Origin of the sequence: Castellaniella defragrans (genome assembly GCF_014203015.1) — a bacterium.
GTDB lineage: Bacteria > Pseudomonadota > Gammaproteobacteria > Burkholderiales > Burkholderiaceae_B > Castellaniella > Castellaniella defragrans.
This window is the reverse complement of the sequence record NZ_JACHIB010000006.1, coordinates 102,458-125,037: the sequence shown is the minus strand read 5'-3', so window position 1 is coordinate 125,037 and position 22,580 is coordinate 102,458. Positions and strand designations below refer to the sequence as shown.

General features: G+C 71.9%; 21 protein-coding genes. 5 read left to right on the top strand and 16 right to left on the bottom strand.

Annotation, left to right across the window (positions count from 1 at the left end; translation table 11 throughout):
* Nucleotides 1-11: 11 nt before the first annotated feature.
* From HNR28_RS06495 to HNR28_RS06460, 8 genes are read right to left on the bottom strand one after another with little or no spacing between them, the layout of a single operon-like run.
* Complete coding sequence (locus tag HNR28_RS06495) at nucleotides 12-1,322, bottom strand: NAD(P)/FAD-dependent oxidoreductase (RefSeq protein ID WP_151025641.1); 1,311 nt, start codon at nucleotides 1,320-1,322, stop codon at nucleotides 12-14.
* 14 nt (nucleotides 1,323-1,336) lie between these two features.
* Entirely contained in the window at nucleotides 1,337-1,960 is a 624-nt protein-coding gene (locus HNR28_RS06490; protein ID WP_043684117.1) for a DAK2 domain-containing protein, read from the bottom strand.
* Complete coding sequence (locus tag HNR28_RS06485) at nucleotides 1,953-2,969, bottom strand: dihydroxyacetone kinase subunit DhaK (RefSeq protein WP_043684114.1); 1,017 nt, start codon at nucleotides 2,967-2,969, stop codon at nucleotides 1,953-1,955. The genes HNR28_RS06490 and HNR28_RS06485 overlap by 8 nt, the downstream gene beginning before the upstream one ends.
* A 17-nt stretch (nucleotides 2,970-2,986) precedes the next feature.
* Entirely contained in the window at nucleotides 2,987-3,925 is a 939-nt protein-coding gene (locus tag HNR28_RS06480) for a uroporphyrinogen decarboxylase family protein (protein WP_052355897.1), read from the bottom strand.
* Nucleotides 3,925-4,647, bottom strand: a complete 723-nt coding sequence (locus HNR28_RS06475) for an ABC transporter ATP-binding protein (protein WP_043684110.1) — start codon at nucleotides 4,645-4,647, stop codon at nucleotides 3,925-3,927. Before HNR28_RS06475 ends, HNR28_RS06480 begins: the two co-directional genes overlap by 1 nt.
* The gene (locus HNR28_RS06470) at nucleotides 4,631-5,446 is read right to left on the bottom strand and encodes an ABC transporter ATP-binding protein (RefSeq protein WP_151025341.1); all 816 of its coding nucleotides are present in this window, start codon (nucleotides 5,444-5,446) and stop codon (nucleotides 4,631-4,633) included. Before HNR28_RS06470 ends, HNR28_RS06475 begins: the two co-directional genes overlap by 17 nt.
* On the bottom strand, nucleotides 5,443-7,380 hold the full coding sequence (locus tag HNR28_RS06465) for an ABC transporter permease (RefSeq protein ID WP_151025339.1): 1,938 nt from the start codon (nucleotides 7,378-7,380) through the stop codon (nucleotides 5,443-5,445). Before HNR28_RS06465 ends, HNR28_RS06470 begins: the two co-directional genes overlap by 4 nt.
* Nucleotides 7,381-7,401: 21 nt before the next feature.
* Entirely contained in the window at nucleotides 7,402-8,535 is a 1,134-nt protein-coding gene (locus HNR28_RS06460; RefSeq protein WP_151025340.1) for an ABC transporter substrate-binding protein, read from the bottom strand.
* Nucleotides 8,536-8,934: 399 nt separating this feature from the next.
* Between HNR28_RS06460 and fba the strand changes: the two genes are divergently transcribed.
* From fba to HNR28_RS06435, 5 genes are all read left to right on the top strand, one after another.
* On the top strand, nucleotides 8,935-9,999 hold the full coding sequence (fba, locus tag HNR28_RS06455) for a class II fructose-bisphosphate aldolase (RefSeq protein ID WP_043684105.1): 1,065 nt from the start codon (nucleotides 8,935-8,937) through the stop codon (nucleotides 9,997-9,999).
* A gap of 7 nt (nucleotides 10,000-10,006) precedes the next feature.
* Nucleotides 10,007-10,894, top strand: coding sequence for a phosphoribosylaminoimidazolesuccinocarboxamide synthase (locus tag HNR28_RS06450; protein WP_043684103.1), 888 nt, complete (start codon nucleotides 10,007-10,009; stop codon nucleotides 10,892-10,894).
* Between the two features lie 107 nt (nucleotides 10,895-11,001).
* Nucleotides 11,002-11,472 carry a 5-(carboxyamino)imidazole ribonucleotide mutase gene (gene purE, locus HNR28_RS06445; protein ID WP_052356101.1) on the top strand — a complete coding sequence of 157 codons (471 nt, stop codon included), beginning with the start codon at nucleotides 11,002-11,004 and terminating at the stop codon, nucleotides 11,470-11,472.
* The gene (locus tag HNR28_RS06440; RefSeq protein ID WP_184142619.1) at nucleotides 11,469-12,740 is read left to right on the top strand and encodes a 5-(carboxyamino)imidazole ribonucleotide synthase; all 1,272 of its coding nucleotides are present in this window, start codon (nucleotides 11,469-11,471) and stop codon (nucleotides 12,738-12,740) included. The genes purE and HNR28_RS06440 overlap by 4 nt, the downstream gene beginning before the upstream one ends.
* On the top strand, nucleotides 12,733-13,878 hold the full coding sequence (locus tag HNR28_RS06435; RefSeq protein WP_184142616.1) for an L-threonylcarbamoyladenylate synthase: 1,146 nt from the start codon (nucleotides 12,733-12,735) through the stop codon (nucleotides 13,876-13,878). Before HNR28_RS06440 ends, HNR28_RS06435 begins: the two co-directional genes overlap by 8 nt.
* On the opposite strand, the gene HNR28_RS06430 is transcribed toward HNR28_RS06435, so the two are convergent.
* The 8 genes from HNR28_RS06430 to HNR28_RS06395 all read right to left on the bottom strand — a co-directional run bounded on the left by HNR28_RS06430 (nucleotide 13,856) and on the right by HNR28_RS06395 (nucleotide 22,575).
* A complete protein-coding gene (locus HNR28_RS06430; protein ID WP_151025048.1) occupies nucleotides 13,856-14,563 on the bottom strand; it encodes an ABC transporter ATP-binding protein in 708 nt (235 codons plus the stop codon). The genes HNR28_RS06435 and HNR28_RS06430 overlap by 23 nt on opposite strands.
* Nucleotides 14,551-15,312 (bottom strand): ABC transporter ATP-binding protein, encoded by a 762-nt coding sequence (locus tag HNR28_RS06425; RefSeq protein WP_043684099.1) that lies wholly within the window; start codon nucleotides 15,310-15,312, stop codon nucleotides 14,551-14,553. Before HNR28_RS06425 ends, HNR28_RS06430 begins: the two co-directional genes overlap by 13 nt.
* Nucleotides 15,309-16,400, bottom strand: coding sequence for a branched-chain amino acid ABC transporter permease (locus HNR28_RS06420; RefSeq protein ID WP_184142613.1), 1,092 nt, complete (start codon nucleotides 16,398-16,400; stop codon nucleotides 15,309-15,311). Before HNR28_RS06420 ends, HNR28_RS06425 begins: the two co-directional genes overlap by 4 nt.
* A gap of 3 nt (nucleotides 16,401-16,403) precedes the next feature.
* Entirely contained in the window at nucleotides 16,404-17,285 is an 882-nt protein-coding gene (locus tag HNR28_RS06415) for a branched-chain amino acid ABC transporter permease (protein WP_043684097.1), read from the bottom strand.
* Nucleotides 17,286-17,312: 27 nt separating this feature from the next.
* On the bottom strand, nucleotides 17,313-18,470 hold the full coding sequence (locus HNR28_RS06410; RefSeq protein WP_151025047.1) for an ABC transporter substrate-binding protein: 1,158 nt from the start codon (nucleotides 18,468-18,470) through the stop codon (nucleotides 17,313-17,315).
* Between the two features lie 43 nt (nucleotides 18,471-18,513).
* Nucleotides 18,514-19,338, bottom strand: a complete 825-nt coding sequence (locus HNR28_RS06405) for an alpha/beta fold hydrolase (protein ID WP_052355895.1) — start codon at nucleotides 19,336-19,338, stop codon at nucleotides 18,514-18,516.
* 34 nt (nucleotides 19,339-19,372) lie between these two features.
* The gene (locus HNR28_RS06400) at nucleotides 19,373-20,938 is read right to left on the bottom strand and encodes a benzoate-CoA ligase family protein (protein ID WP_151025046.1); all 1,566 of its coding nucleotides are present in this window, start codon (nucleotides 20,936-20,938) and stop codon (nucleotides 19,373-19,375) included.
* Between the two features lie 95 nt (nucleotides 20,939-21,033).
* Complete coding sequence (locus tag HNR28_RS06395; RefSeq protein ID WP_151025045.1) at nucleotides 21,034-22,575, bottom strand: 3,4-dehydroadipyl-CoA semialdehyde dehydrogenase; 1,542 nt, start codon at nucleotides 22,573-22,575, stop codon at nucleotides 21,034-21,036.
* Between the last annotated feature and the right edge of the window lie 5 nt (nucleotides 22,576-22,580).

The window sequence follows — 22,580 nt, the reverse complement described above, 5'->3', positions numbered from 1 at the left end:
CCGCCCCCGCGTCACAGTTCCCGCCTGTCCAGCATGCGGTAGCGGAGCAGCATCCAGGGCGCGATGCGCCGGACCAGGTTGCGCAGGGGCAGGGGGCGCGGGTCGGTCAGGGGCAGCGCGAGCTGGTCGCTGGGCGTGCCGCCGACGGCGCGGGCGAATTCGCGCCCCACGGCGAACGACAGGGCCACGGCGCGCCCGTTGCAGCCGGCCCAGGCCCAGCCGTCGGGGCCCAGCGCATGGAAGCGCGGCATGAAATCGTCGGTCATGCCGACGTAGCCGTTCCAGACGTAGTCGAAGCGGACCGCGCCGAGGGCGGGCCACAGGCGTTCGAGGCGCCGGCCGATGTAGGCGGACAGCCGCGCCCGCTCGCGGAGGGGGATGAGCAGGTTGCCGCCGGTGATCAGGCGGTGGCGGGCGTCGTGGCGCGCGAAATACAGTTCCCCGTGGGTGTCCGACATGGCCTGCCGGCCCGGCAGGATGGACCGGCGCGCCGCTTCGTCCAGGGGCTCGGTGGCCATCTGCCAGGACAGCACCGGGACCACCTGGCGGGCGATGCGGGGGGCCAGTTCCCCGGAAAAGGCGTCGGTGTAGGCGTTCGTGGCCAGGATCAGGGCCCGGGCGCGCACCGTGCCGCCCGGGGTGCGGACGTGCCAGGCCCCGTCGCGGCGCTCGTAGTGCAGCGCCGGGCTGCGGCCGTACAGGCGCGCGCCCAGCGCCGTCACGGTCCGGGCCATGCCGCGCGCCAGGGCCAGGGGATTGACGTGCCCGCCGCTGCGGTTCCAGAAGCCGCCGTACCAGGCGTCCGAGCCGGTCATGCGGCCGACGGCGGCCCGGTCGAGCAGCTCCACGGGGGCGCCGCGCGCCAGCCATTGCCGGTGGCGCCGTTCGGCGATGCGGATGCGGCCGGGGCTGTGCACGGGCTGCACCCAGCCGGTCTGCTCGGCTTCCGCCGGGATGCCGTGGCGCGCGACCAGGTCGAACAGCAGCGTGGCGCTGTCGCGCAGCATCAGCACGAAGCGTTCGCCCGCCGCGCCGAAGCGCGCCTCGATGTCGTCGGGATCGGGGCGGGTCAGGGTGGGGATGACCTGGCCGTTGTTGCGGCCCGAGCCGCCCCAGCCCGGGTCGGCGGCCTCGAGCACGGCCACCTCGGCGCCGGCCTGGCGCAGGTGCAGGGCGGCGGACAGGCCGGTGAAGCCGGCCCCGATGACGACCGCGTCGGTGCGCAGCTCGCCCTGCAGCGCGGAGCAGTCCGGCCCCGGCGGCGTGACGGCCGACCAGATCGAGGGGATGCCGGCGGTGGATTGCGTGGGACGGGTGCCCATCCGGGACTCCTCGCTCAGGCGGCGCAGGCCCGGGCGCCGGCGCGGAAGAACAGGGCGATGGCGGCCGCGCCCGGATCCTCGATCCCGGCGGCGGCCTCGCCGACGTAGCTGGCGCGGCCCAGGGCGGCCGTCATGCGGGCCGTGGCCCGCGCTCCTTCGCCGGCCGCCCCGGCGGCCCGCTCCAGGGCCTGGGCCAGCGCGGCGCCGTCTCGCAGGGAATCTTCGAGGGCCCGGGCGGCCGGCAGCATGGCGTCCACCATGGTGCGGTCGCCGGCCTGCGCGCCGCCCAGCCGCTGCACGGCGGCGGTCCCGGCGGCCACGCCGGCGGCCAGCGCGGCCAGGGGCGTATCGTGGCTGGCCCAGGCCTTGGCCAGCTCGCGCAGCCACATGCCCAGCAGCGGCCCGCTGGTGCCGCCCGTATGCAGGAAGCCGTTGGCGGCGGCCGTCCAGGCCTGCGCGTCGGTGGCCGTCTCGGGCAGCGCCTGCAGGCCGGCCGCGGCGCGTTTCAGCGCCTGCGCCAGGTTGACCGCGAAGTCGCCGTCGCCGGCGGCGCGGTCGAGCGCGCCCAGGCGCTCCTTTTCCAGGGCGAAATCGGCTGCGAAGCCGTCCATCCAGCGGCGTGCGAGCGAGTCAGGCATGATGCGCGTCCTCCTGCCAGCGCAGGGCCGGCGTGTCGACCGGGGCGTCCCACCAGCGCAGCAGCGGTTCGTCGATGCGGCTCAGCGTGATCGAGACGCCGGTCATGTCCAGGGCCGTGACGTAGGAGCCCGTGAGGGTGCGGGCCACGGGGATGTGGCGTTCGCCCAGCTGCCGGTGCAGGCAGCGGGTCAGCAGGTAGAGTTCGGTGGGGTGCGTGGCCCCCAGACCGTTGACGACCGCCAGCACGGGGCTGCCCGGCTGAAGTTCGAGCGCCCGGACCAGGGGATCGACCAGCTGGGCCAGCAGGGCGTCCGCGCGGTCGAAGGCGATGCGGCCGCGGCCACGCTCGCCGTGGATGCCCACGCCGAATTCGACCTGGTCGGCGGGCAGGTCGAAGGATTTCGCGCCGGTGCCGGGGTGGGTGCAGGCGTCCAGGGACAGGGCCATGGACCGGGTGCGGGCGACGACTTCCTGCCCCAGCCGGGCCAGGGCCGGCAGGTCGGCGCCGGCCTCGGCCGCCGCCCCGCAGATTTTCTCGACCACCAGCGTGGCGGCCGTGCCGCGCCGGCCCGTGCGGGAGCCGGCGATGTCGGTGGCCAGGTCGTCGTCCACCAGCACGCGGGCGACCGGGATGCCCTCGTCGGCGGCGATTTCGGCGGCGATGGAGAAATTCAGCACGTCGCCGGTGTAGTTCTTGACGATGTGCAGCACGCCCCGGCCGGCGTTCACGTGGCGGGTGGCGGCGCTGATCTGGAAGGCCGTGGGCGAGGCGAACACGGCGCCGGGCACGGCGCCGTCCAGCATGCCCGGACCGATGAAGCCGGCATGCAGCGGCTCGTGCCCCGTGCCGCCGCCCGAGAGCAGGGCGACCTTGCCGCTGGCCGGCGTGCGGCGGTAGAGGAAGAAGGGCTCGCGCTGCCAGGCGATCCCCGGATGGGCCAGCGTCAGCCCCTCGGCGGCTTCCAGCACGAATTCATCGGGATCGTTGATGAAATAGCGGCGGCTCATGGCGGGGCTCCCGGAATTCAGTCGCCGGCCGGCAGCGGCATGCGGGCCGCGGCCGCCAGGGCGTGGAAGATGGCCGGCGGCGTGTCCGAATGCAGGGTGCAGCCCGGCGCGACGATCAGGCGGTCGCCGGTCTCCCGGCGGCTGGCCAGCACGTTGGCCCGCACCTTGCTCGGAGCCCAGTACAGGGTGCCGACCTCGTTCAGTCCGCCCATGGGCACGTAGCGGCCGGCCCGCGCCACCTCGCCCAGGGTGGGGCGGGACTGGTTGTGCGACCAGCTCATGACTTCGGCGGGGTAGTCGTCCACCCATTCGGGGATCAGGTCGTAGCCGTGCACGTGGATCACCCGCACGCGGTCGCCGGCGGCTTCCAGCACCCGCTTGTCGTAGGGCGCGACCCAGTCGGCGAACTGGGCGGCGTCCAGTCCCCAGCCGTCGGCGTCCGCGCAGGCGCCGTTGACGGCGAAGAAGATGCCGTCCGTGACGCCGGCCGAGGCCCGGACGAAGTCCGCCAGGCGGTCGGCCACCCTGCCGATGACCTCGTGCGCCGCCTCGGGGTGCGCCTTGAACAGCGGCACCACGCCGTCGCCCAGCGCCCGGATGACGGTCTGGAAGGGCGAGAACACGGTGTCCAGGGTGGGGACGTCCGGGGCGCCGCGCTTGATGCGCCGCAGCACCTCCATCTGGCGGTCGAAGTTGTCGTAGGGCAGGTGCGCGCCGCCGATGGCGCGCAGATCGTCCACCGTGGCGGCTTCGCGCAGGCCGCCCTCGGTGGGGAAGCGGTAGTCGTCCATGACCTTGAGGTAGTCCCAGTCGTAGGCCCGCAGGAAGCGCAGGTGCACGTCGGCGGACAGCTCGGGTTCCCACAGGGCGCTGCCGAAGTGGATCCAGCTGCCCACCGGCGGCGCATCCACCCGTTCCCCCCGGGCGGCGGCCATGAAACGTTGCATCTTGTCCATCACTGCATACCTCCGAGATAGGCGGATTGAATGTTCGGGTCGCGGGCCAGTCCGGCGGAGGGGCCCTGCATCACGATGGCGCCGTTCTGCAGCACGTAGGCGCGGTCGGACAGCGCCAGCGAGCGGTTGGCGCTCTGCTCGACGACGAGCATCGTGGTGCCGCGCCGCTTCCAGTCGAAGAGCAGATCGTAGACGATGTCCACGTAGGCGGGCGACAGGCCCATGGAGGGCTCGTCGATGACGATGATGCGTGGCCGCTGGATGAGGGCGCGCGCCATGGCCACCATCTGCTGCTCGCCGCCCGACAGCGTGCCGGCCACCTGGCGCAGGCGCTCGCGCACGCGGGGGAACTGGGCCACGGCCTCGTCGAGCCGCGCCCGCGCCTGCGCGCGCGTCAGGCCGCGCCGCTGGGCGTACAGCCCCATGAGCACGTTTTCCTCGACCGTCATCTCGGCGAACAGCCGGCGCGATTCGGGGATGGAGGCCACGCCGCGCGCGATCACGTCCGGCGTGCTGGCGCCGGCCAGGTCCTCGCCGTCCAGCAGCACGCGCCCGTCGCGCGGCTTGACCAATTGGAGGACGGTCTTGATGGTGGTGGACTTGCCCGAGGCGTTGCCGCCCAGCACGGCCACCACCTCGCCGGCGGCGACCTCGATGCTGACCTCGTGCAGGGCCTGCACCGGCCCGTAGAACACGTTGACCGATTCAAGTCTGAGCAGCACCGCGGCCTCCCAGGTAGGCTTCGATCACCTTCGGGTCGTTCAGCGCCTGCTCCGACGTGCCGTCGGCGATGATGCGCCCCGCATCCATGACGACGACGCGCTGGCTCATCTGCCGCACCACGTTCATCTTGTGTTCTATGAAGATGAGCGTGAGCTCCGGACGGGCGGCCTTGATGTCGCGCAGCAGCGCGGCCAGCTCTTCGGTCTCGGTGGGATTCATGCCGGCGGTGGGCTCGTCGAGCATCAGCAGCCGGGGGCGGCTGGCCAGGGCCCGGGCGATTTCCACGCGCCGGCGGTTGGCGTACGACAGGGTGTAGGTGTAGTGGTCCAGGCGCGTCGCCAGGCGCTCGCCGAAGAGCCCGATGATGTCCAGGGCGTGGCGCTCGGCCTCGCGGTAGCGCGCGCGCCAGGCGGGCAGCCGCAGCAGCGAGGCGGCGGCGTCGCGCACCGTGCTGCTCACGGAAAACGGGTGCGAGGCGTAGAACAGGCCGTAATAGGCGCCCACGCGCACGCTGTCGAGCACGCTCATGCCGGGGAACACGCGCGCGGTCTGGAAGCTGCGCACCATGCCGAGCGAGAAGCGATGCGCCGGCGCGAGCCGGGTGACGTCGGTGGCGCCGAGGCGGATCGTGCCCGCGTCGGCCCGCATGACGCCCGAGATCAGCTGCACCAGGGTGGACTTGCCGGCGCCGTTGGGGCCCACGATGGCCGTGGTGGAGCCCGGTTCGATGCTCAGGCTCAGGTCGTCGCAGGCATGCAGGCCGCCGAAGGTCTTGCTCAGGCCCTCGATGCTGATCATGGCGTGCCTCCCGTTCCCGCGGCGGGCGCCGGGGCGGCCGGCGCCCGGCGGCGGCCGAAGGACAGCGAGGTCAGGCCCGAGGGCAGGAACTTGATGATGAGGATCAGGACCGTCCCGTAGATGAGCTCGCGGTATTCGGCGTGGCCGCGCAGCAGCTCGGGCAGCGCGATGAGCGCGATGCCGCCCGCCACGGCCCCGAAGGGCGAGACGATGCCGCCCGCCAGCACCATGGTCAGCAGCAGGAAGGAGAACAGGATCAGGAAGGAATCGGGGCTGACGTAGGCCTGCTGGTAGGCGAACATCATGCCGCCCAGGCTCGCCATGATGCTGCTCGTGATGAAGGCGATGACGACGTAGGGCGTGGCGTGCACCCCGTAGGCGTCGGCCGCCAGGCGGTCTTCGCGGATCAGCTGGAAGTTCATGGACAGGTGGCCGCGCTGCAGCAGGTGCACCAGGTACAGCGCCAGCAGCAGCACCGCGAAGCACAGGGCGGTCATGGCTCCCGGGAATTCCAGCGCGCGCCCGCCCAGCAGGGCGAAGCGCGGCTCGCCGATGCCGCCGATGCCCATCGGGCCGCGGGTCAGCGGGATCGCGTTGAGCATGACGAGGTAGCCGATCTGGCCCAGCGCCAGCGTGGCCAGGGCCACCATGTGGCCCGAGAGCTTGAGGATGGGATAGGCGAACAGCAGGCCGGCCAGGGCGCCGATCACGATCACCGACGGCAGGACCAGCTCGAACGGCCAGCCCAGCCGGGTGGTGATGAGGGCGCAGGCATAGGCGCCCACGCCCATCAGGGCGCCGTTGCCGACCGAGACGTAGCCGCTCATCCCGGTCAGCACGGTCAGGCCCAGCGCGGCCGTGGCGAAGATGGCCCCCTGGGCCAGCACGCCCGACCAGTAGCCGTCCATTGCGAAGCTGGCCAGCAGGCCGATCAGCAGCGTCAGGCCCATGGTCCAGCGCATGGGGATGGGCCGCGTGCCCATGACGGTGACCGGAAAGCCGGAATTGTCGGCCAGGGGCGAGGTGGTGGGGATCGCCCCGGCCCCGCGCGAGCCGCCCAGGCCCTGCAGGGCGCGCGAGCCCAGCAGCCCCTGCGGGCGCAGCACCAGCACCAGCAGCAGGAGGGAAAAGGCCACGATGTCGCGGTAGGCCGAGCCGATGTAGCCGCCCGCCAGGGACTCGAAGACGCCCAGCACCAGCCCGCCCAGGACGGCGCCGGGCAGGCTGGCCACGCCGCCCACCATGGCGGCGGCAAAGCCCTTCAGGCCGAACGGCAGGCCCATGGACGGGTCGATCTGCTGGAAGTACATGCCCACCAGCACCCCGCCCAGGGCGCCCAGCCCGCCCGAGAGGGCGAACACGGCCAGCTTGGCCGGACCCGTGCGCACCCCCATCTGCTGGGCGGCCACGGCGTCCTGGGCCGCCGCGCGGATGGAGCGCCCCAGCCAGCTGAACTTGAGCAGCAGGCTGAAGGCCGCCATGAAGGCGAGGGTGACGGCCAGGATGACCAGGTCGGTGGCGCCGAAGTACAGCGGACCGGCCTGCAGGCTGATGCCGGCGAAGGGGTTGGGGAAGGCGACCGGGTCGGGCGACCAAATCAGGCGCACCCCCTGATCGAGCATGAAGGACAGGGCCAGGGTGCTCAGCAGGGGGGCGATCTCGGCCGAATCGCCCAGCCATTCGACGGCGATCAGGTCGATCAGCAGGGCGATCAGGACGGAGCCGGCCAGGGCCGCCAGGAAGGCGGCCCAGAGCGGCAGGCCCCAGAGCGCGGTGCCGGCCCACACCAGGTAGGCGCCCGCCATGACCTGCGAGCCCTGGGCGAAGTTGACGACCTTGGCCACCCCGAACACCAGGGCGAAGCCCAGCGCCACGATGGCATACACGCTGCCGATGGCCAGGCCATTGATGAACTGCTCGATCAGGACGACCATGGTGCTGAGGCGGCGCGGGGTTCAGGGAGCCTGCACGAACTTGCCGCCCTTGATTTCGAGCCAGGTGATGGTCTTGTCGATGTCGCCGTTCGCGTCGAATTTCATCTGGCCGGTGGTGCCGCGCACCTGCACCTCGAACAGCTTGTCGCCCAGCGCCTTGCGGCCTTCGGTGCCGCTGCCGGGAACGTCGTCCAGCGCGGTGCCGATCATGGCGATCGAGTCGTAGCCCACCGCGCCGAAGGCGTTGGGCGTCTGGTCGTAGGCCTTTTTGTAGGCGGCCACGAAGTTCTGCACCACCGGCTCCTTGCTTTCGGCGAAGAAGAAGGCGGGCACGTGCCAGTTTTCCACGGCGTCGTTGCCGGCGAGCTCGACGAGCTGGTGCGTGTACAGCGCGGTGGACGTGATGACCTTGGGATTCCAGCCCGCGGCCTTCATGCGCTGCGCCAGGACGGCGGCGCTGGCGTAATGCAGGGCCACGTAGACGCTGTCGGGGTTCTTTTCCTTCAGGACCGTGACCAGCGTGCGCAGGTCGCGGGTGTCGGGCGCCACGGCCTCGGCGGCCACGATGGTGCCGCCCTTGGCCTCGAAGCTCTTGCGGAAGACCTTGGCGGCCGAGTTGCCCCAGTCGTCCTGGCGGTAGACGATGGCGGCGGTCTTGCTGCCGAGCTTGTCGGCCACGTAGTCGGCGATCCGGTCCGCCTCGATGGACTGGGTCGGCGTGCCGCGGAAGGCGTACTTGGCCAGGCCGGTGAAGTCCGGATGCGACGAGGTGGGTGAGATCTGCGGGATGCCGGCCTTGTCGAGGATGGGCGCGGCCGCCATGGCCGCGGTGCTGGTGAAGCTGCCCACCGCCGCGATCAGGTCCTTGTCCTGGGCGAATTCGCGGGCGATGTTGGTGGCCGTCTTGGGCTCGCCCCGGTCGTCGCGCACCAGCAGCTCGATCTTGTGGGCGTGTTTCTGCTGGTTGTATTCGTTCACGTACAGCTCGACCGCCTTGCGGATCTGCTGGCCGTTCTCGGCGTTTTCGCCCGTCAGGGGCAGGAACACCCCGATCTTGGCGACGCCGTCGGCCGCCGTTGCGGGCGCCGCCAGGAATGCCGTGGGGGCGACGACGGCGGCCACGGCGAGGATGCGGAAAATACGGTGGTGTGCCATTTTGTCTCACTCCGGTGTCGGACTCAGGAACTGGACGGATGCGGGGCCGCCCCCCGGCGGACCCGCGGTGCCGGAACCGGCCGGCGGGCCCACAGGCCAAATATAAAGCAAGCGCCCCTTCTTTGTGCGGCCTCATGGCTGCCGCGCATCAGCGCATGAGCGCACGAACCATGAGCGCACGAACCATGAGCGCATGAACCATGAGCGCATGAACGTGTGCGCGGCGGCCGCGGGCGGACGCGGTCCGTCCGGCGGGCGCGCAGGCCCGCGGCACGGGGCTTGCCGGGGGGCCGGCGCGGCCCGGATGCTGGCGCGCGCATTCAGCAGCAATTCGCATTCCGCCTTAAAATCCCGGAATCCGTTTTTTCCACCATTCCATTCTTTTCTGGAGGTCCAGCCATGGCCCTGGTTTCCATGCGTCAGCTCCTCGATCACGCGGCCGAGCACGGCTACGGGATTCCCGCGTTCAACGTCAACAACCTGGAGCAGGTCCAGGCCATCATGGAAGCCGCCGCCCAGACCGACAGCCCCGTGATCATGCAGGCCTCGGCCGGCGCGCGCAAGTACGCGGGCGAAGGCTTCCTGAAATACCTGATCCAGGCCGCCGTCGAGTCCTATCCGCACATCCCCGTGGTCATGCACCAGGACCACGGCCAGTCGCCCGACGTGTGCCGCGGCGCCATCGAGCTGGGCTTTTCCAGCGTCATGATGGACGGCTCGCTGATGTCCGACGGCAAGACGATCGCCTCCTACGAATACAACCTCGACGTCACCCAGCAGGTGGTCGCCATGGCGCACAAGCTGGGCGTCACCGTGGAAGGCGAACTGGGCTGCCTGGGCTCCCTGGAAACCATGAAGGGCGACAAGGAAGACGGCCACGGCGCCGAGGGCACCATGACCCGCGAGCAGCTGCTGACCGATCCCGAGCAGGCCGCCGACTTCGTCAAGCGCACCCAGCTCGACGCCCTGGCCATCGCGGTGGGCACCAGCCACGGCGCCTACAAGTTCACGCGCAAGCCCACCGGCGACATCCTGTCGGTGCAGCGGATCAAGGAAATCCACGCCCGCCTGCCCAACACCCACCTGGTGATGCACGGCAGCTCCAGCGTGCCCCAGGAACTGCTGGCCGAGATCCGCCAGTTCGGCGGCGACATGAAGGAAACCTACGGCGTACCCGTGGAAGAACTCCAGGAAGCCATCAAGTTCGGCGTGCGCAAGGTCAACATCGACACCGACATCCGCCTGGCCATGACCGGCGCGATCCGCCGCTTTCTGGCGGAAAACCCGTCCAAGTTCGACCCGCGCGAATACCTCAAGCCCGCCCGCGAGGCCGCCAAGAAAGTCTGCCTGGCGCGCTACGAGCAGTTCGGCACGGCCGGCCACGCGTCCAGGATCAAGCCGATCCCGCTGTCGGACATGGCCGCGCGCTACGCCGCCGGCGAACTCAAGCAATTGGTGAAATAAACCCGAAATGAAGGCCCTGCTCCAATCCTCCATCGAGTCGCTGCCCCTGCTGGGGCGCGGCAAGGTCCGCGACATGTACGCCGTGGGCGAAGACAAGCTGCTCATCGTCGCCACCGACCGGATCTCGGCCTTCGACGTGATCCTCGAAGACCCCATCCCCGGCAAGGGCCAGGTCCTGACGGCCCTGACCGAATTCTGGCTGGGGCGCCTGGGACACCTGATTCCCACGCACGCCACCGGCATCGCGCCGGAAGACGTGGTCGCCCCCGGCGAACGCGAGCAGGTGGCCGGGCGCGCCATGGTGGTCAAGCGCCTGGAGCCCATCCTGGTCGAAGCGGTGGCGCGCGGCTACCTGATCGGCTCGGGCTGGAAGGACTACCAGGCCACCGGCGCGGTCTGCGGCATCGCCCTGCCGCCGGGCCTGCGCCAGGCCGAACGCCTGCCGGAGCCGATCTTCACCCCCGCGGCCAAGGCCGAATTCGGCCAGCACGACGAGAACGTCGATTTCAACTACGTCGTCGCCCAGGTGGGCGCCGACCTGGCGGCCGAACTGCGCCGCGTCACGCTGGCCCTGTACGCCGAGGCCGCCGAATACGCCCGCGGCCAGGGCATCCTGATCGCCGACACCAAGTTCGAGTTCGGCCTGGACGCGCGCGGCACGCTGCACCTCATGGACGAGGTCCTGACGCCCGATTCCTCGCGCTTCTGGCCGGCGGACGGCTATGCCGTGGGCATCAGCCCGCCGTCCTTCGACAAGCAGTTCGTGCGCGACTGGCTGGAAACCCAGGACTGGGACAAGACCGCGCCGGCGCCGCGCCTGCCGGCCGACGTGCTGGAGCGCACGGCGGCCAAGTACCGCGAAGCCCTGGAGCGCCTCACGCGGGGCGCGGCATGACTTCGCCTGCATCCGCATCCGCCTCCACGTCCGCATCTGCGCCCGCGTCCGCGTCTTCTTCCGCGTCCGCGTCCGCGTCCGGCGCGGCGCCGCTGGCCGGCCTGATCATGGGCTCGTCCAGCGATTGGGACGTGATGCGCCACGCGGCGGCGGTGTTCGACGAATTCGGCATCGCCTACGAGGCGCGCGTCGTGTCCGCCCACCGCATGCCGCTGGACATGGCCGAATACGGCGCCCGGGCGGTGGAACGCGGCCTGCGCGCCATCGTCGCGGGGGCGGGCGGCGCGGCCCATCTGCCCGGCATGATGGCGGCGCTGACGCCAGTGCCGGTGTTCGGCGTGCCCGTGCCCTCGCGCTACCTGCGCGGCGAGGATTCCCTGCTGTCCATCGTGCAGATGCCGCGCGGCGTGCCGGTGGGCACCTTCGCCATCGGCGAGGCGGGCGCGGCCAACGCCGCCCTGCACGTGATCGCCAACCTGGCCATGACCGACGCCGCGCTGCTGCGCAGGCTGCAGGACTACCGCGCGCGCCAGACCGAGGCCGCGCGCGCCATGGTCGTGCCGCCGGAGGCGCCATGAGCGAGGTGCCGGGCACGGGTTCCACGGCGCGGCGGGAGGCCGGCGCTGCCGCATCCCCGGCCGCCGCATCCCCGGCCGCCGCCTCTCCGGCCGCCGCGGCCTGGGGCGCCGCGCCGCTGCCCCCCGGCGCCTGGCTGGGCGTGCTGGGCGGCGGCCAGCTGGGCCGCATGTTCTGCCAGGCCGCGCAGGCCCTGGGCTACCGCGTGGCGGTACTGGACCCGGACGAATCCTGTCCGGCGGGCATGGTGGCCGACGCGCACATCCGCGCCGCCTACGACGACGCGGCCGGGCTCGACCGCCTGGCGCAGCGCTGCGCCGCCGTGACCACGGAATTCGAGAACGTCCCGGCCGACAGCCTGCGCCGCCTGGCGCGCTCGCGCATCACGACGCCCTCGGGCGACGCCGTGGCGGTGGCCCAGGACCGGCTGGCGGAAAAATCCTACATCCAGGCGGCGGGCGTGCCGGTGGCCCCGCATGCGGCCATCCGTTGCGCCGCCGACGTGGACGCCTGTCCCGACGCGCTGTTCCCCGGCATCCTCAAGACCGTCCGCTTCGGCTACGACGGCAAGGGCCAGGTCCGCGTGGCCTCGCGCGACGAGGCCCGCCAGGCCTTCGGCGCGCTGCGCGGCGTGCCCTGCATCCTGGAGGCCCTGCAGCCCCTGGACCACGAGATCTCGGTGGTGGTGGCGCGCGACCTGCGCGGCCGCGCCGTCAGCTACCCGCCGTCGCGCAACGTCCACCGGGACGGCATCCTGGCGCTGGCGGTCGCGGACGGCTCGGTGCCGGCCGGGATCGCCGACCAGGCGCGCGGCCATGCCCTGTCCCTGGCCGACCACCTGGACTACCACGGCGTGCTGTGCGTGGAATTCTTCGTGCTGCGCGATGGCCGCGTGCTGGCCAACGAGATGGCGCCGCGCCCGCACAACAGCGGCCACTACACCCAGGACGGCTGCCTGGTGAGCCAGTTCGAGCAGCAGGCGCGCATCATGGCCGGGCTGCCGCTGGGCGACACCGCCTTGCTGCGGCCGGCCGCCATGCTCAATCTGCTGGGCGACCTGTGGTTCGACGCGCAGGGCCGGCGGCGCGAGCCCGACTGGGCCGGCGTGCTGGCGGTGCCCGGCACCCGCCTGCACCTGTACGCCAAGTCCGAGGCGCGCCGCGCCCGCAAGATGGGCCATGTGAACATCCTCGGCGCGGACGCCGCGCAGCTGCGCGAGCGCATCGCCCGGGTGTCGGCCGTGCTGGGGCTGCCCGATGCCGATGCCTGATCCGCGCCCCGGGCCGCGCGCAAACGCGGCGGAGGCGGCCGGGCCGCGTCCCGGCGCGGGCGAGACGGCCGCGCCCGGTACGGACGCGGCGCGCGCCGAAGCCGGCCCCGCCCGGATCCTGGAGGCCGCCCAGCGGCTGGCCCAGGGCCGGCTGGTGGCCTTCCCGACCGAGACCGTCTACGGCCTGGGGGCCGACGCGGAAAACCCCGAGGCGGTCGCGCGCATCTACGCCGCCAAGCGGCGGCCGGCCGACCACCCCGTCATCGTCCACCTGGCGCCGGACACGGACCCGGGCTACTGGGCGGCCTCGATCCCGCCCGAGGCCCGCCGGCTGATGGCGGCCTTCTGGCCGGGGCCGCTGACCCTGATCCTGCCGCGCGCGGCCCGCATCCCGGGCACGGTGAGCGGCGGCCAGGACAGCATCGGCCTGCGCTGCCCCTCGCATCCAGTGGCGCAGCGGCTGCTGCACGCCTTCGCCGTCCTCAAGCCGCACGGCTGCGGCGGGGTGGCGGCGCCGTCGGCCAACCAGTTCGGCCAGGTCTCGCCCACGCGCGCCGACCACGTGCGCGGCGAATTCCCCGACCTGGACGAGCAGGCGCTGATGATCCTCGAAGGCGGTCCTTCCGAGGTCGGCATCGAGTCCACGATTCTCGACCTGTCGCGCCTCGACCGGGGCGTCGGCCCCGTGCTGCTGCGCCCCGGCCACGTCACCGCCGCGCAGATCGCCGAGGTGCTGGGCGTGGCCCCGGCGCTGCCCGACGCGGCGGCGCCCCGCGTGTCGGGCTCGCTCAAGGCGCACTACGCGCCGCGCACGCCGCTCGCCCTGATGGACCGCGCGGCCCTGCTCGACTGGCTGCGCGGCGGCCTCGGCGGCGCGCGCCTGGCCGCCGTGGTGTTCGAGGACGGCGGGGAACTGCCGCAATGGCCCGGCGTGGACTGGGTGGCCGTGCCCGCCGACCCGCGCGGCTATGCCCGCGACCTGTACGCGCTGCTGCGCCGGCTGGACGTTCGCGGCTACGACGGGATCGTGCTGGAGCGCCCGCCGGCGGAGCCCGCCTGGCAGGCGGTCAACGACCGGATCGGGCGGGCGGCGGCGACCTTCCAGGGCCTGGGGATCAGACGCCCAGGTAGCGCCTGAGATCCTCCGTCCGGGCGGCCATCGCCGCGCTGCCGCCCTCGGCCACGACCTCGCCCTTCTGCAGGATCAGGCAGCGGTCCGTGTGGGCCAGCACCTTGCCGTAGTTCCGGTCGACGATGAGCGTCGAGACGCCTGTGGCGCGGACCTCGCGGATCACGCGCCAGATCTCGGCGATCACCAGCGGCGCCAGGCCCTCGGTGGCCTCGTCCAGGATCAGCACGTCCGGATTGGTCATGAGGGCGCGGCCGATCGCCAGCATCTGCTGCTCGCCGCCCGAGAGCTGGCCGCCCCCGTGCGCCAGGCGTTCCCCGAGCCGGGGAAAGAGCGCCAGGACGCGCTCGCAGCTCCAGTCGCTCCGGCGGGAATGGCCCGGACGGGCGGCGACCAGCAGGTTCTCGCGCACGCTGAGATTGGGGAAGATGCCGCGGCCCTCCGGGACGTAGGCGATGCCCAGCCGCGCGATCCGGTGCGGCTGCCGGGGCGCCGCCCGCCCGCGGATCGTGATCGTGCCCCGGGCGGGCCGGACGTGGCCGACCAGGGTGCGGATCAGCGTGGTCTTGCCCATGCCGTTGCGTCCCAGCAGGCCGACCGACTCGCCCGCGTCGATGCGCAGGTCCACCGCGCGGATGATGTGGCTCTCGCCGTAGTAGGTGTCCAGCCCCGCGGCTTCGATCAGTGCAGGCATGGGGCCTCGTCTCCCAGATAGGCGGCCTGGACCGCGGCGTTGCCGCGGATCGACGCGGGATCGCCGCGGGCGATCACGGCGCCGTTGACCATCACCGTGATCGTGTCCGACACCTTGAAGACCGCGTCCATGTCGTGCTCGATCAGCAGGATGGCGTGGTCGGCGCGCAGCGCGCTCAGCAGGTCCAGCATCCGCTCCGTCTCCTCCGGACCCATGCCGGCCAGGGGTTCGTCGAGCAGCAGCACCCGGGGGCGGGTGCTCAGGCTCATGGCGATTTCGAGCTGGCGCTTCTTGCCGTGCGACAGGGAGGCCGCGACGCGGTCCCGCAGGTCCGTCAGCCCGGCCTGCTCCAGGGCGCGGTCCGCCGCTTCGTTGGACTGCCTGCAGCGGCGGGCCGGGTGGGTCCAGTGCCAGAACTTCTGGCATCGGGCCTGCGCCGCCAGGCGGCAGTTCTCGTGGACCGACAGGGCGGGGAACACCGTGGTGCGCTGGTAGCTGCGGCCCAGGCCCGCCTGGGCGCGGCGCGGCTGCGTCCAGTGCGTGACGTCCTGGTCGTCCATGAGGATCTCGCCCCCGCTGGGGGCCAGTTCTCCCGACAGGATGTGGACCAGGGTCGATTTGCCGGCGCCGTTGGTGCCGATCACGGCGTGGATGGCGCCCGGCGACAGGTCGATCGAGACGCCGTCCAGGGCGACGAGCCCGCCGAATCGGCGCGAGACGTTTCTTGCGGAAAGCAGGGGCTGGGTCATGGCTGTGGCCTGTAGGTGGTTTGCGGGGCGGATTCGGGAGCGGCGCCGGTCCGGCCGGTGGAGCGGGGGCCGGGTGCGGCGGACCCGGCGGACCCGGAAGCGCCGGAAGCGCCGGAAGCGATCCGGACGCCCGGCCGGTCCAGCAGGCCGGCCAGGCCGCGGGGCAGCAGGGCGACCAGGGCGATGATGCTCAGCCCGAAGGGCAGGTGCCAATGGGACGCCAGGCCGCCGAACAGGGCCTCCGACTGGAAGGCTTCCTGCAGGAGCGTCAGCGCGGCCGCGCCGGCGACCGCGCCCCCCAGGCGGCCGAGGCCGCCCAGGATGACCATCAGCAGCACCAGGCCCGACTGCTCCCAGGCCAGCAGCTCGGGATTGACGAAGCCGTCCTTGGCCGCGTAGAGCATGCCCGCCAGCGCGGCCAGCCCCGCGGCCAGCACGTAGGCGGTGAACTTGTAGGAGAAGGTCGCGTAGCCGGCCGCGCGCATGCGCTGCTCGTTGATGCGGATGCCGGTCAGCGCCGCGCCGAAGCGCGAGCGCATCAGCACGGCCAGGAACAGCCAGGCCAGGGCGAGCACGGCCAGCGTGAACAGGTAGAACGCATGGGGGCCGTCGACGTTCAGCAGGGTGTGGCCGCCGATGCGCCATTCCGGGCGGAAATACAGGTAGATGCCGTCGCTGCCGCCGCCCGCCTCGGTGTCGTGGAAGACGTAGTAGGCCATCTGGGCGAAGGCCAGGGTGATCATGATGAAATAGATCCCGCGGGTGCGCAGGGCCAGCGCGCCGGTGAGCGCGGCGTAGGCCATGGCGGGCGCCACGGCGCAGGGGATGAGCCAGAAGAAATTCGCCGGCCCCGATTCGGGCGACAGCAGCGCGGCGGCGTAGGCGCCGATGCCGAAGAAGGCGGCATGGCCCAGGCTGATCAGGCCCGCGCCGCCCACCAGCAGCTGCAGGCTGAGGGCGAAGAGCGCGTAGATCATGATCTTGATCGCCAGTCCGGCGTGGTAGCCGTCCAGGACCCAGGGCGCCAGGGCGGCGAGGAGCAGGCCGGCGGGCGCCAGCAGCAGTGCGGGGCGTATACGGTATCGCATGTCTCAGCCTTGCTTGAAGAGCCCTTCGGGCTTGAGCAGCAGGATGGCGGCCATCAGCAGGTAGACCAGCATCCCCGAAGCCTGGGGAAACAGGACCTGGCCGAAGGTGTCCACGGCGCCCACCAGCATCGCCGCCAGGAAGGCGCCCCGGATCGATCCGATGCCGCCGATCACCACCACGACGAAGCTGATGATGAGGACGGCGTGGCCCATGCCCGGGTAGACCGAGCTCACGGGCGCGGCGATCGCGCCGGCCAGGGCCGCCAGGGCCACGCCGAGCGCGAAGACGACGCGGAACAGGCGGTCGATGTCGATGCCCAGCGAGCCGGCCATCTCGCGGTTGCTGGCGCCCGCGCGGATCGCCATGCCCAGCCGGGTGCGGCTCAGCACCCAGTACAGCAGGCCGGCGACCGCCAGGCAGACCGCGGAAATGAACAGCCGGTAGACGGGGTAGGTCATCACCCCGCCCAGGGGGATGGAGCCGCCGAGCCATTCGGGCGGCGCGATGCCGTGCACGTCGTTGCCGACCAGGATGCTGCGCAGTTCCTCGAACACCAGGATCAGTCCGTAGGTCATCAGGACCTGCTGGAGGTGGTCGCGCGTGTACAGGTAGCTGAAGAAGGCCCATTCCAGGACGTAGCCCAGCGCCGCGGCCAGGACCACGCAGGCCAGGAGGGTGGCGGCGAAGCCGCCGCCCAGGAACGGGCCGACCACGGGCTGGAGCGCGAAGGCCATGTAGGCGCCGACCATGTAGAAGCTGCCGTGGGCCAGGTTGATGATGCCCATGATGCCGAAGATGAGCGTCAGTCCGCTGGCGACCAGGAACAGCAGCAGGCCGTACTGGATCGCGTTGAGGCACTGGATCAGGAAGATGGTCGGGTCCACGGCGGGGTCTCCTGGCGGGTCCTGCGCTTACAGCCGGCAGCCGCGGGCCGGATCGGCCAGCGCCTTGCTGGCGACGCCGACCACCTGGTTCCGGTCGCCCCGGACCTCGCGCAGGTAGATGTCCTGGACGGGATTGCCGGCCTTGGAGAGCTTGAAGGCGCCGCGCGGGCTGTCGATCGTCGCGTCGCGCATGGCCTGGCGCAGGACGTCCTTCCTGCCGGCGTCGCCCTGGGCGGCCGCCAGGCCGGCGGCCAGCAGCTGCGCGGCGTCGTAGCCCTGGACGGCGTAGACGTCGGGCTGGGCGCCGCCGTAGGCCTGGGCGTAGTGCGCGCGGAAGGCGTTGTCGCGGGGAGTGTCCAGGCCGTCGGCGTAGTGCAGCGTCGTGAGCAGGCCCTGCGCCGCCTCGCCCTGCGCCTTCAGCGTGCCGTCGGTCAGGAAGCCGCTGCCCAGCAGGGGGATGGTCTTGCCCAGGCCCGAGGCCGCGTAGTCCTGCACGAACTTCACGGCGCCGCCGCCGGCGAAGAAGGTGAAGACCGCGTCGGGTTCGAGCGCGGCGATCTCGGTGAGCAGGGGCTGGAACTCCACCTTGGGGAAGGGCAGGGACAGGTGTTTGACCACCTTGCCGCCCTTGCGCTCGAAGCCGTCCTTGAAGCCGTCGGTGGCCTCCTTGCCGGCGGCGTAGTTCCAGGTGATGGTCACGGCCTTCTTGTAGCCCTTGCCGGCGGCGACCGCCCCCATGGCGAAGCCCGGCTGCCAGTTGGTGAAGGACGTCCGGAAGACCTGCTCGCTGCACAGCGATCCGGTGAGGGCGTCGGCGCCCGCGTTCGGGATGATGAGGGTGGTGTCGGATTCCTTGGCCGCCTTGGCCAGGGCCAGCGCCACGCCCGAGTGCACGGTGCCCACCAGGACGTCCACCTGGTCGCGCCGGATCAGGCGGTTGGCGTTCTCGGAGGCCTTGGAGGGATCGGATTCGTCGTCCACCTTGAAGAACTCGATGTCCTGCCCGGCGAGTGTGCCGCCCTGTTCCTGCAGGTAGAGCCTGAAGCCGTTCTCGATGGCCTCGCCCAGGGCCGCGTAGGTGCCGCTGTAGGGCAGCATGAGGCCCACCTTGACGGCGGCCGCGGCCGGCGCGGCCGAGGTTCCCAGGGCGGCGGCCAGGGCGGCGCCGATCAGCAGTTTGCGCATGTGTCTACTCCTTGGTTTCTTTGTCATGCAAAGGGGCGGACCTTCATCCGCGTGAGTCCCGCAGCCGGCCGACGAAGGCCGCCATGGCCTCCAGCACCGCCGCGGGCTGATCCTTGTGGGGCGAATGCCCGCACTGCTCGATGATGCACAGCTCGGTCTGCGGCAGCTTGCGCCGGATGCCGTAGATCTGCTTCAGGGTGCCGTATTCGTCGTCCCGCCCCTGGATGGCGAGGACCGGGCAGCGGATGTCCGCCAGGGCCGGCTCGATGTTCCAGTCGCGGAAGGCCGGGTCGAGCCAGACGTCGTTCCACCCCCAGAACGCTGAATCGGGGTCCTGGTGGTAGCGCCCCAGCCGGTGCGGCAGATCGGTGTGCAGGTAGGCGGCGCGGGCCCGCTCGATGCTGGCGAGGGTGACGTCCTCGACGAAGATGTGCGGGGCCGCGACCGCGACGGCCCGGACCCGACCGGGGTGCAGGGCGGCGTGGAGCAGGGCGATCGACGCCCCGTCGCTGTGGCCGAAGAGGATGGGTTTTTCCGCCCCGAGCCCCAGCGCGTCCAGCAGCGCCGGCAGCGCCTCGTCCGCCTGCCGGTGCATGAATTCGACCGGCCAGCGCTCCCCGGGCGCCCGCGGCGTGCTGGCGCCGTAGCCGGCGCGCGAATACACCAGGCCGCGGCACTGCACGGCCGCGCACAGCCGCTCGGGCCAGTCCTTCCACATGGACAGCGAGCCCAGGCCCTCGTGCAGGAACACCAGCCACTCCGCGTCCGGCCGGGCGGCGGGGATGATCCGGTATTCGATGTCCAGTGCGCGCCCCTGGAACCGGATGGCCTGGAATCCCGGGGCGCCGGGCGCGGGGGCCGGGCTCATGGGACGGCGCTCCGGCGGTGCGGCGGGATCGTGTTCATGCACGTTCGACCTCGCATTGCTGCCGCAGGCGGAACCGCTGGATCTTGCCCGTGGCGGTCTTGGGCAGCTCGTCCAGGAAGCAGATGGAGCGCGGATACTTGAAGGGCGCCAGGTTCCGTTTCACGAAGTCCTTGAGCTCGGGCTCGGTGCGCTCGTCCTGGACGACGCCGGGGCGCAGCACCACGTAGGCGACGGTCTTGGTCAGGCCGTCGGCGTCGGGCGCGCCGATCACGGCGGCCTCCAGCACCGAAGGGTGGCGGGCCAGCACGCTCTCGACCTCGATGGGCGACACGTACTGGCCGCTCACCTTGATCATGTCGTCGCTGCGGCCGGCGTAGGTGTAGTAGCCGTCCGCGTCGCAGGTGTACTTGTCGCCGCTCTTGAGCCAGGCGCCGCGGTAGATGTCGCGGGACTTGTCGCGGTTGTTCCAGTACATCAGCGCCGCGCTCGGGCCCTTGATGTACAGGTCGCCGATCGTGCCCGGCGGCACGGCCGCTCCGGCCTCGTCGCGCAGTTCCACCTCGTAGCCCGGCACCGGCTTGCCCGTGGTGCCGTAGCGGATGCCGCCGGGCTGGTTCGACAGGAAGATGTGCAGCATCTCGGTCGAGCCGATGCCGTCGAGGATCGGACAGCCGAAGTGCTGCGTGTAGCGTTCGCCCAGCTCCCGGGGCAGCGCCTCGCCCGCCGAGGCGCAGATCCGCATGGCGACCTGCTCGCGCGCGGGCAGGTGGGGCGAGGCCAGCATGCTGGCGAACAGCGTCGGGACGCCGCAGAAGACCGTCGGCCGGTAGCGGGTCAGGCGCTCGAAGACCGCGTCCGGCGTGGGCCGGTCCTTCATGAGGATGGTGGTGGCGCCCACCGACAGGGGAAAGGTCAGGCCGTTGCCCAGGCCGTAGGCGAAGAACAGCTTGGCGGCGGAAAAGACGACGTCGTCCTCGCGCACGCCCAGGATGGGCTTGCCGTACAGCTCGGCCGTGTGCCAGAGATTGCCGTGCGTGTGCACGACGCCCTTGGGCTGGCCGGTGGAGCCGGACGAATAGAGCCAGAAGGCGATTTCGTCGGCCTGGGTATCGGCCGCCGGCAGCGCCGGCGCCCCTTCGACCAGCGCGTCGAAGTCCAGCAGCCCCTCGGCCAACGGCCCCTCGGGGCGGGAGATCACGACGTGCCGGACTTCGTGGCGGGCGGTCCTGGCGAGGGCCGCCTGGAGCGTGCCCAGCAGCGGAGCCGAGAGGATGGCCGCCTGGCAGCGGCTGTTCTCGATCATGTAGGCGTAGTCCTCGACCGTCAGCAGCGTATTGACGGCGACCGGGACGACGCCCGCCTGCAGCGCGCCCAGGAAGGCGACCGGCCAGTCGGTGGTGTCGTGCATCAGCAGCAGCACCCGCTCCTCGCGGTGGATGCCGAGTCCGCGCAGCGCGCCGGCGAAGCGGGCGATGCGCTGCGCCAGCTCGGCGTAGCTGAGGCTGCGTTCGCCGTCGATGTAGGCGGCCTTGGATGCGCGGCCGGCGTTCAGCCTGACCAGGTGGTCGGCGAAATTCAGGCGTGCGGGGCAGGTTTCCATGCGATGTCTCCAAAAATGTTCTGTTCTGTTTTGCTGCTGTGCCGTTCGCCGCCGCCGGATGCGCGGGCGGGATCGGGCGGGCGGACCGTGCGGGATCAGGCGGGCGCCATCCGGGCCAGGGCGCCCGTCCAGCCCTGGATCGCGGACAGGCGGTGGTAGAGCCGCAGGGCCCGTGCGCCGCCCAGTTCCTCGCCGCCGCCGGCGCGGCCCGGGCCGCCGTGGCTGGACTGCGGCATGGCGTTGCCGTGGCCGGTGTGCGATTCGGCGACTTCGGGGCTGACCAGGTGGACGCGGCCATGGCTTTCCGCCAGCCGCGCGGCTGCCTCGGCAAGGAAACCCGGATCCTCGGCGTAGACGGAGGCCACCAGCGACCCCATGCCGCGCCGCGCCAGGTCCAGGGCGTGCGCGGCGTCGCGGTAGGGAATCAGGGTGGCCACGGGGCCGAAGACCTCGGTCCGGTGGACGTCGGGATGGCCGTCCGGATCGCGGGTGCCGAACAGCACGGGCGCCACGCAGGCGCTGTCGGGCGGCGCCTGCACGGCGCTGCGGCGGGCGCCGTCGAACAGCACGTCGCACGATTGCGCGAGCTGGCGGATGCCGGCTTCCACGGCGTCGCGCTGCGTGCGGCTGACCAGGCTGCCCATGCGCACGCCGGGGTCGCGCGGATCGCCGACGGCGATTCTCCCCAGCTTTTCCGCGATGCGGGCGCCGATGGCGTCGTAGTGCGCCTGCGGCACCAGGATGCGCCGGATGGCCGTGCACTTCTGCCCGGACTTGACGGTCATTTCGCGGACCGTCTCGCGCACCAGCAGCCCGATGGCGGCCTCGCCGGCGTCGGGACCGAGGATGGCGCTGTTCACGCTGTCGGTCTCGGCGTTCAGGCGCGCGCCGTCGCGCGCGATGCGGGGATGGCCGCGCAGCGTGGCCGCGGTGTCGGCCGAGCCGGTGAACGAGACCGTGTCCAGCGGCTCCAGCGCGTCCAGCAGCCCTTCGGGGCGGCCGCAGACGATGCTCAGGGCGCCCGGCGGCAGGATGCCCGCCTCGATGACGTCGGCGACCATCTCGTGCGTCAGCCAGGCGGTGGCCGTGGCCGGCTTGACCACGATGGGCACGCCGGACAGCAGGGCCGGCGCGGCCTTTTCCCAGAGGCCCCAGGCGGGAAAGTTGAAGGCGTTGATCAGCAGGGCCACGCCGCGCGAGGGAACCAGGACGTGCTGGCTGGCGAACGCGCCGTCGCGGCTCAGGGCCTCGGGGGCGCCGTCCGGCAGGTGGTGCGCGTCGGGCAGGCCGGCGCCCAGCCGGGCGTAGTGGCCCAGCGTGTAGAGGGCGCCGTCCACGTCCACCGCGCTGTCGTTTTTGACCGTGCCCGAATTCTGCAGGGAGATCTCGAAATACTTGTCGCGGTGCCGCTGCAGCGTGCGCGCGATGCGGTCCAGCAGCTCCGCGCGCTGCGGGTAGCGCAGGGCCCGCAGGGCCGGGCCGCCCCGCTCGCGGGCCCAGGCGTAGCAGGCGGCCATGTCGATGTCCGCCGCGCCCGCGTGCGCGAGTCCGGTGCCGAGCACGGGATCGGCGAGGACGGCCGGGCGTCCGCTGACGGGCCGCCATTGACCCTGGCTGTGGTTCTTGAGTTCGATCATCGTGG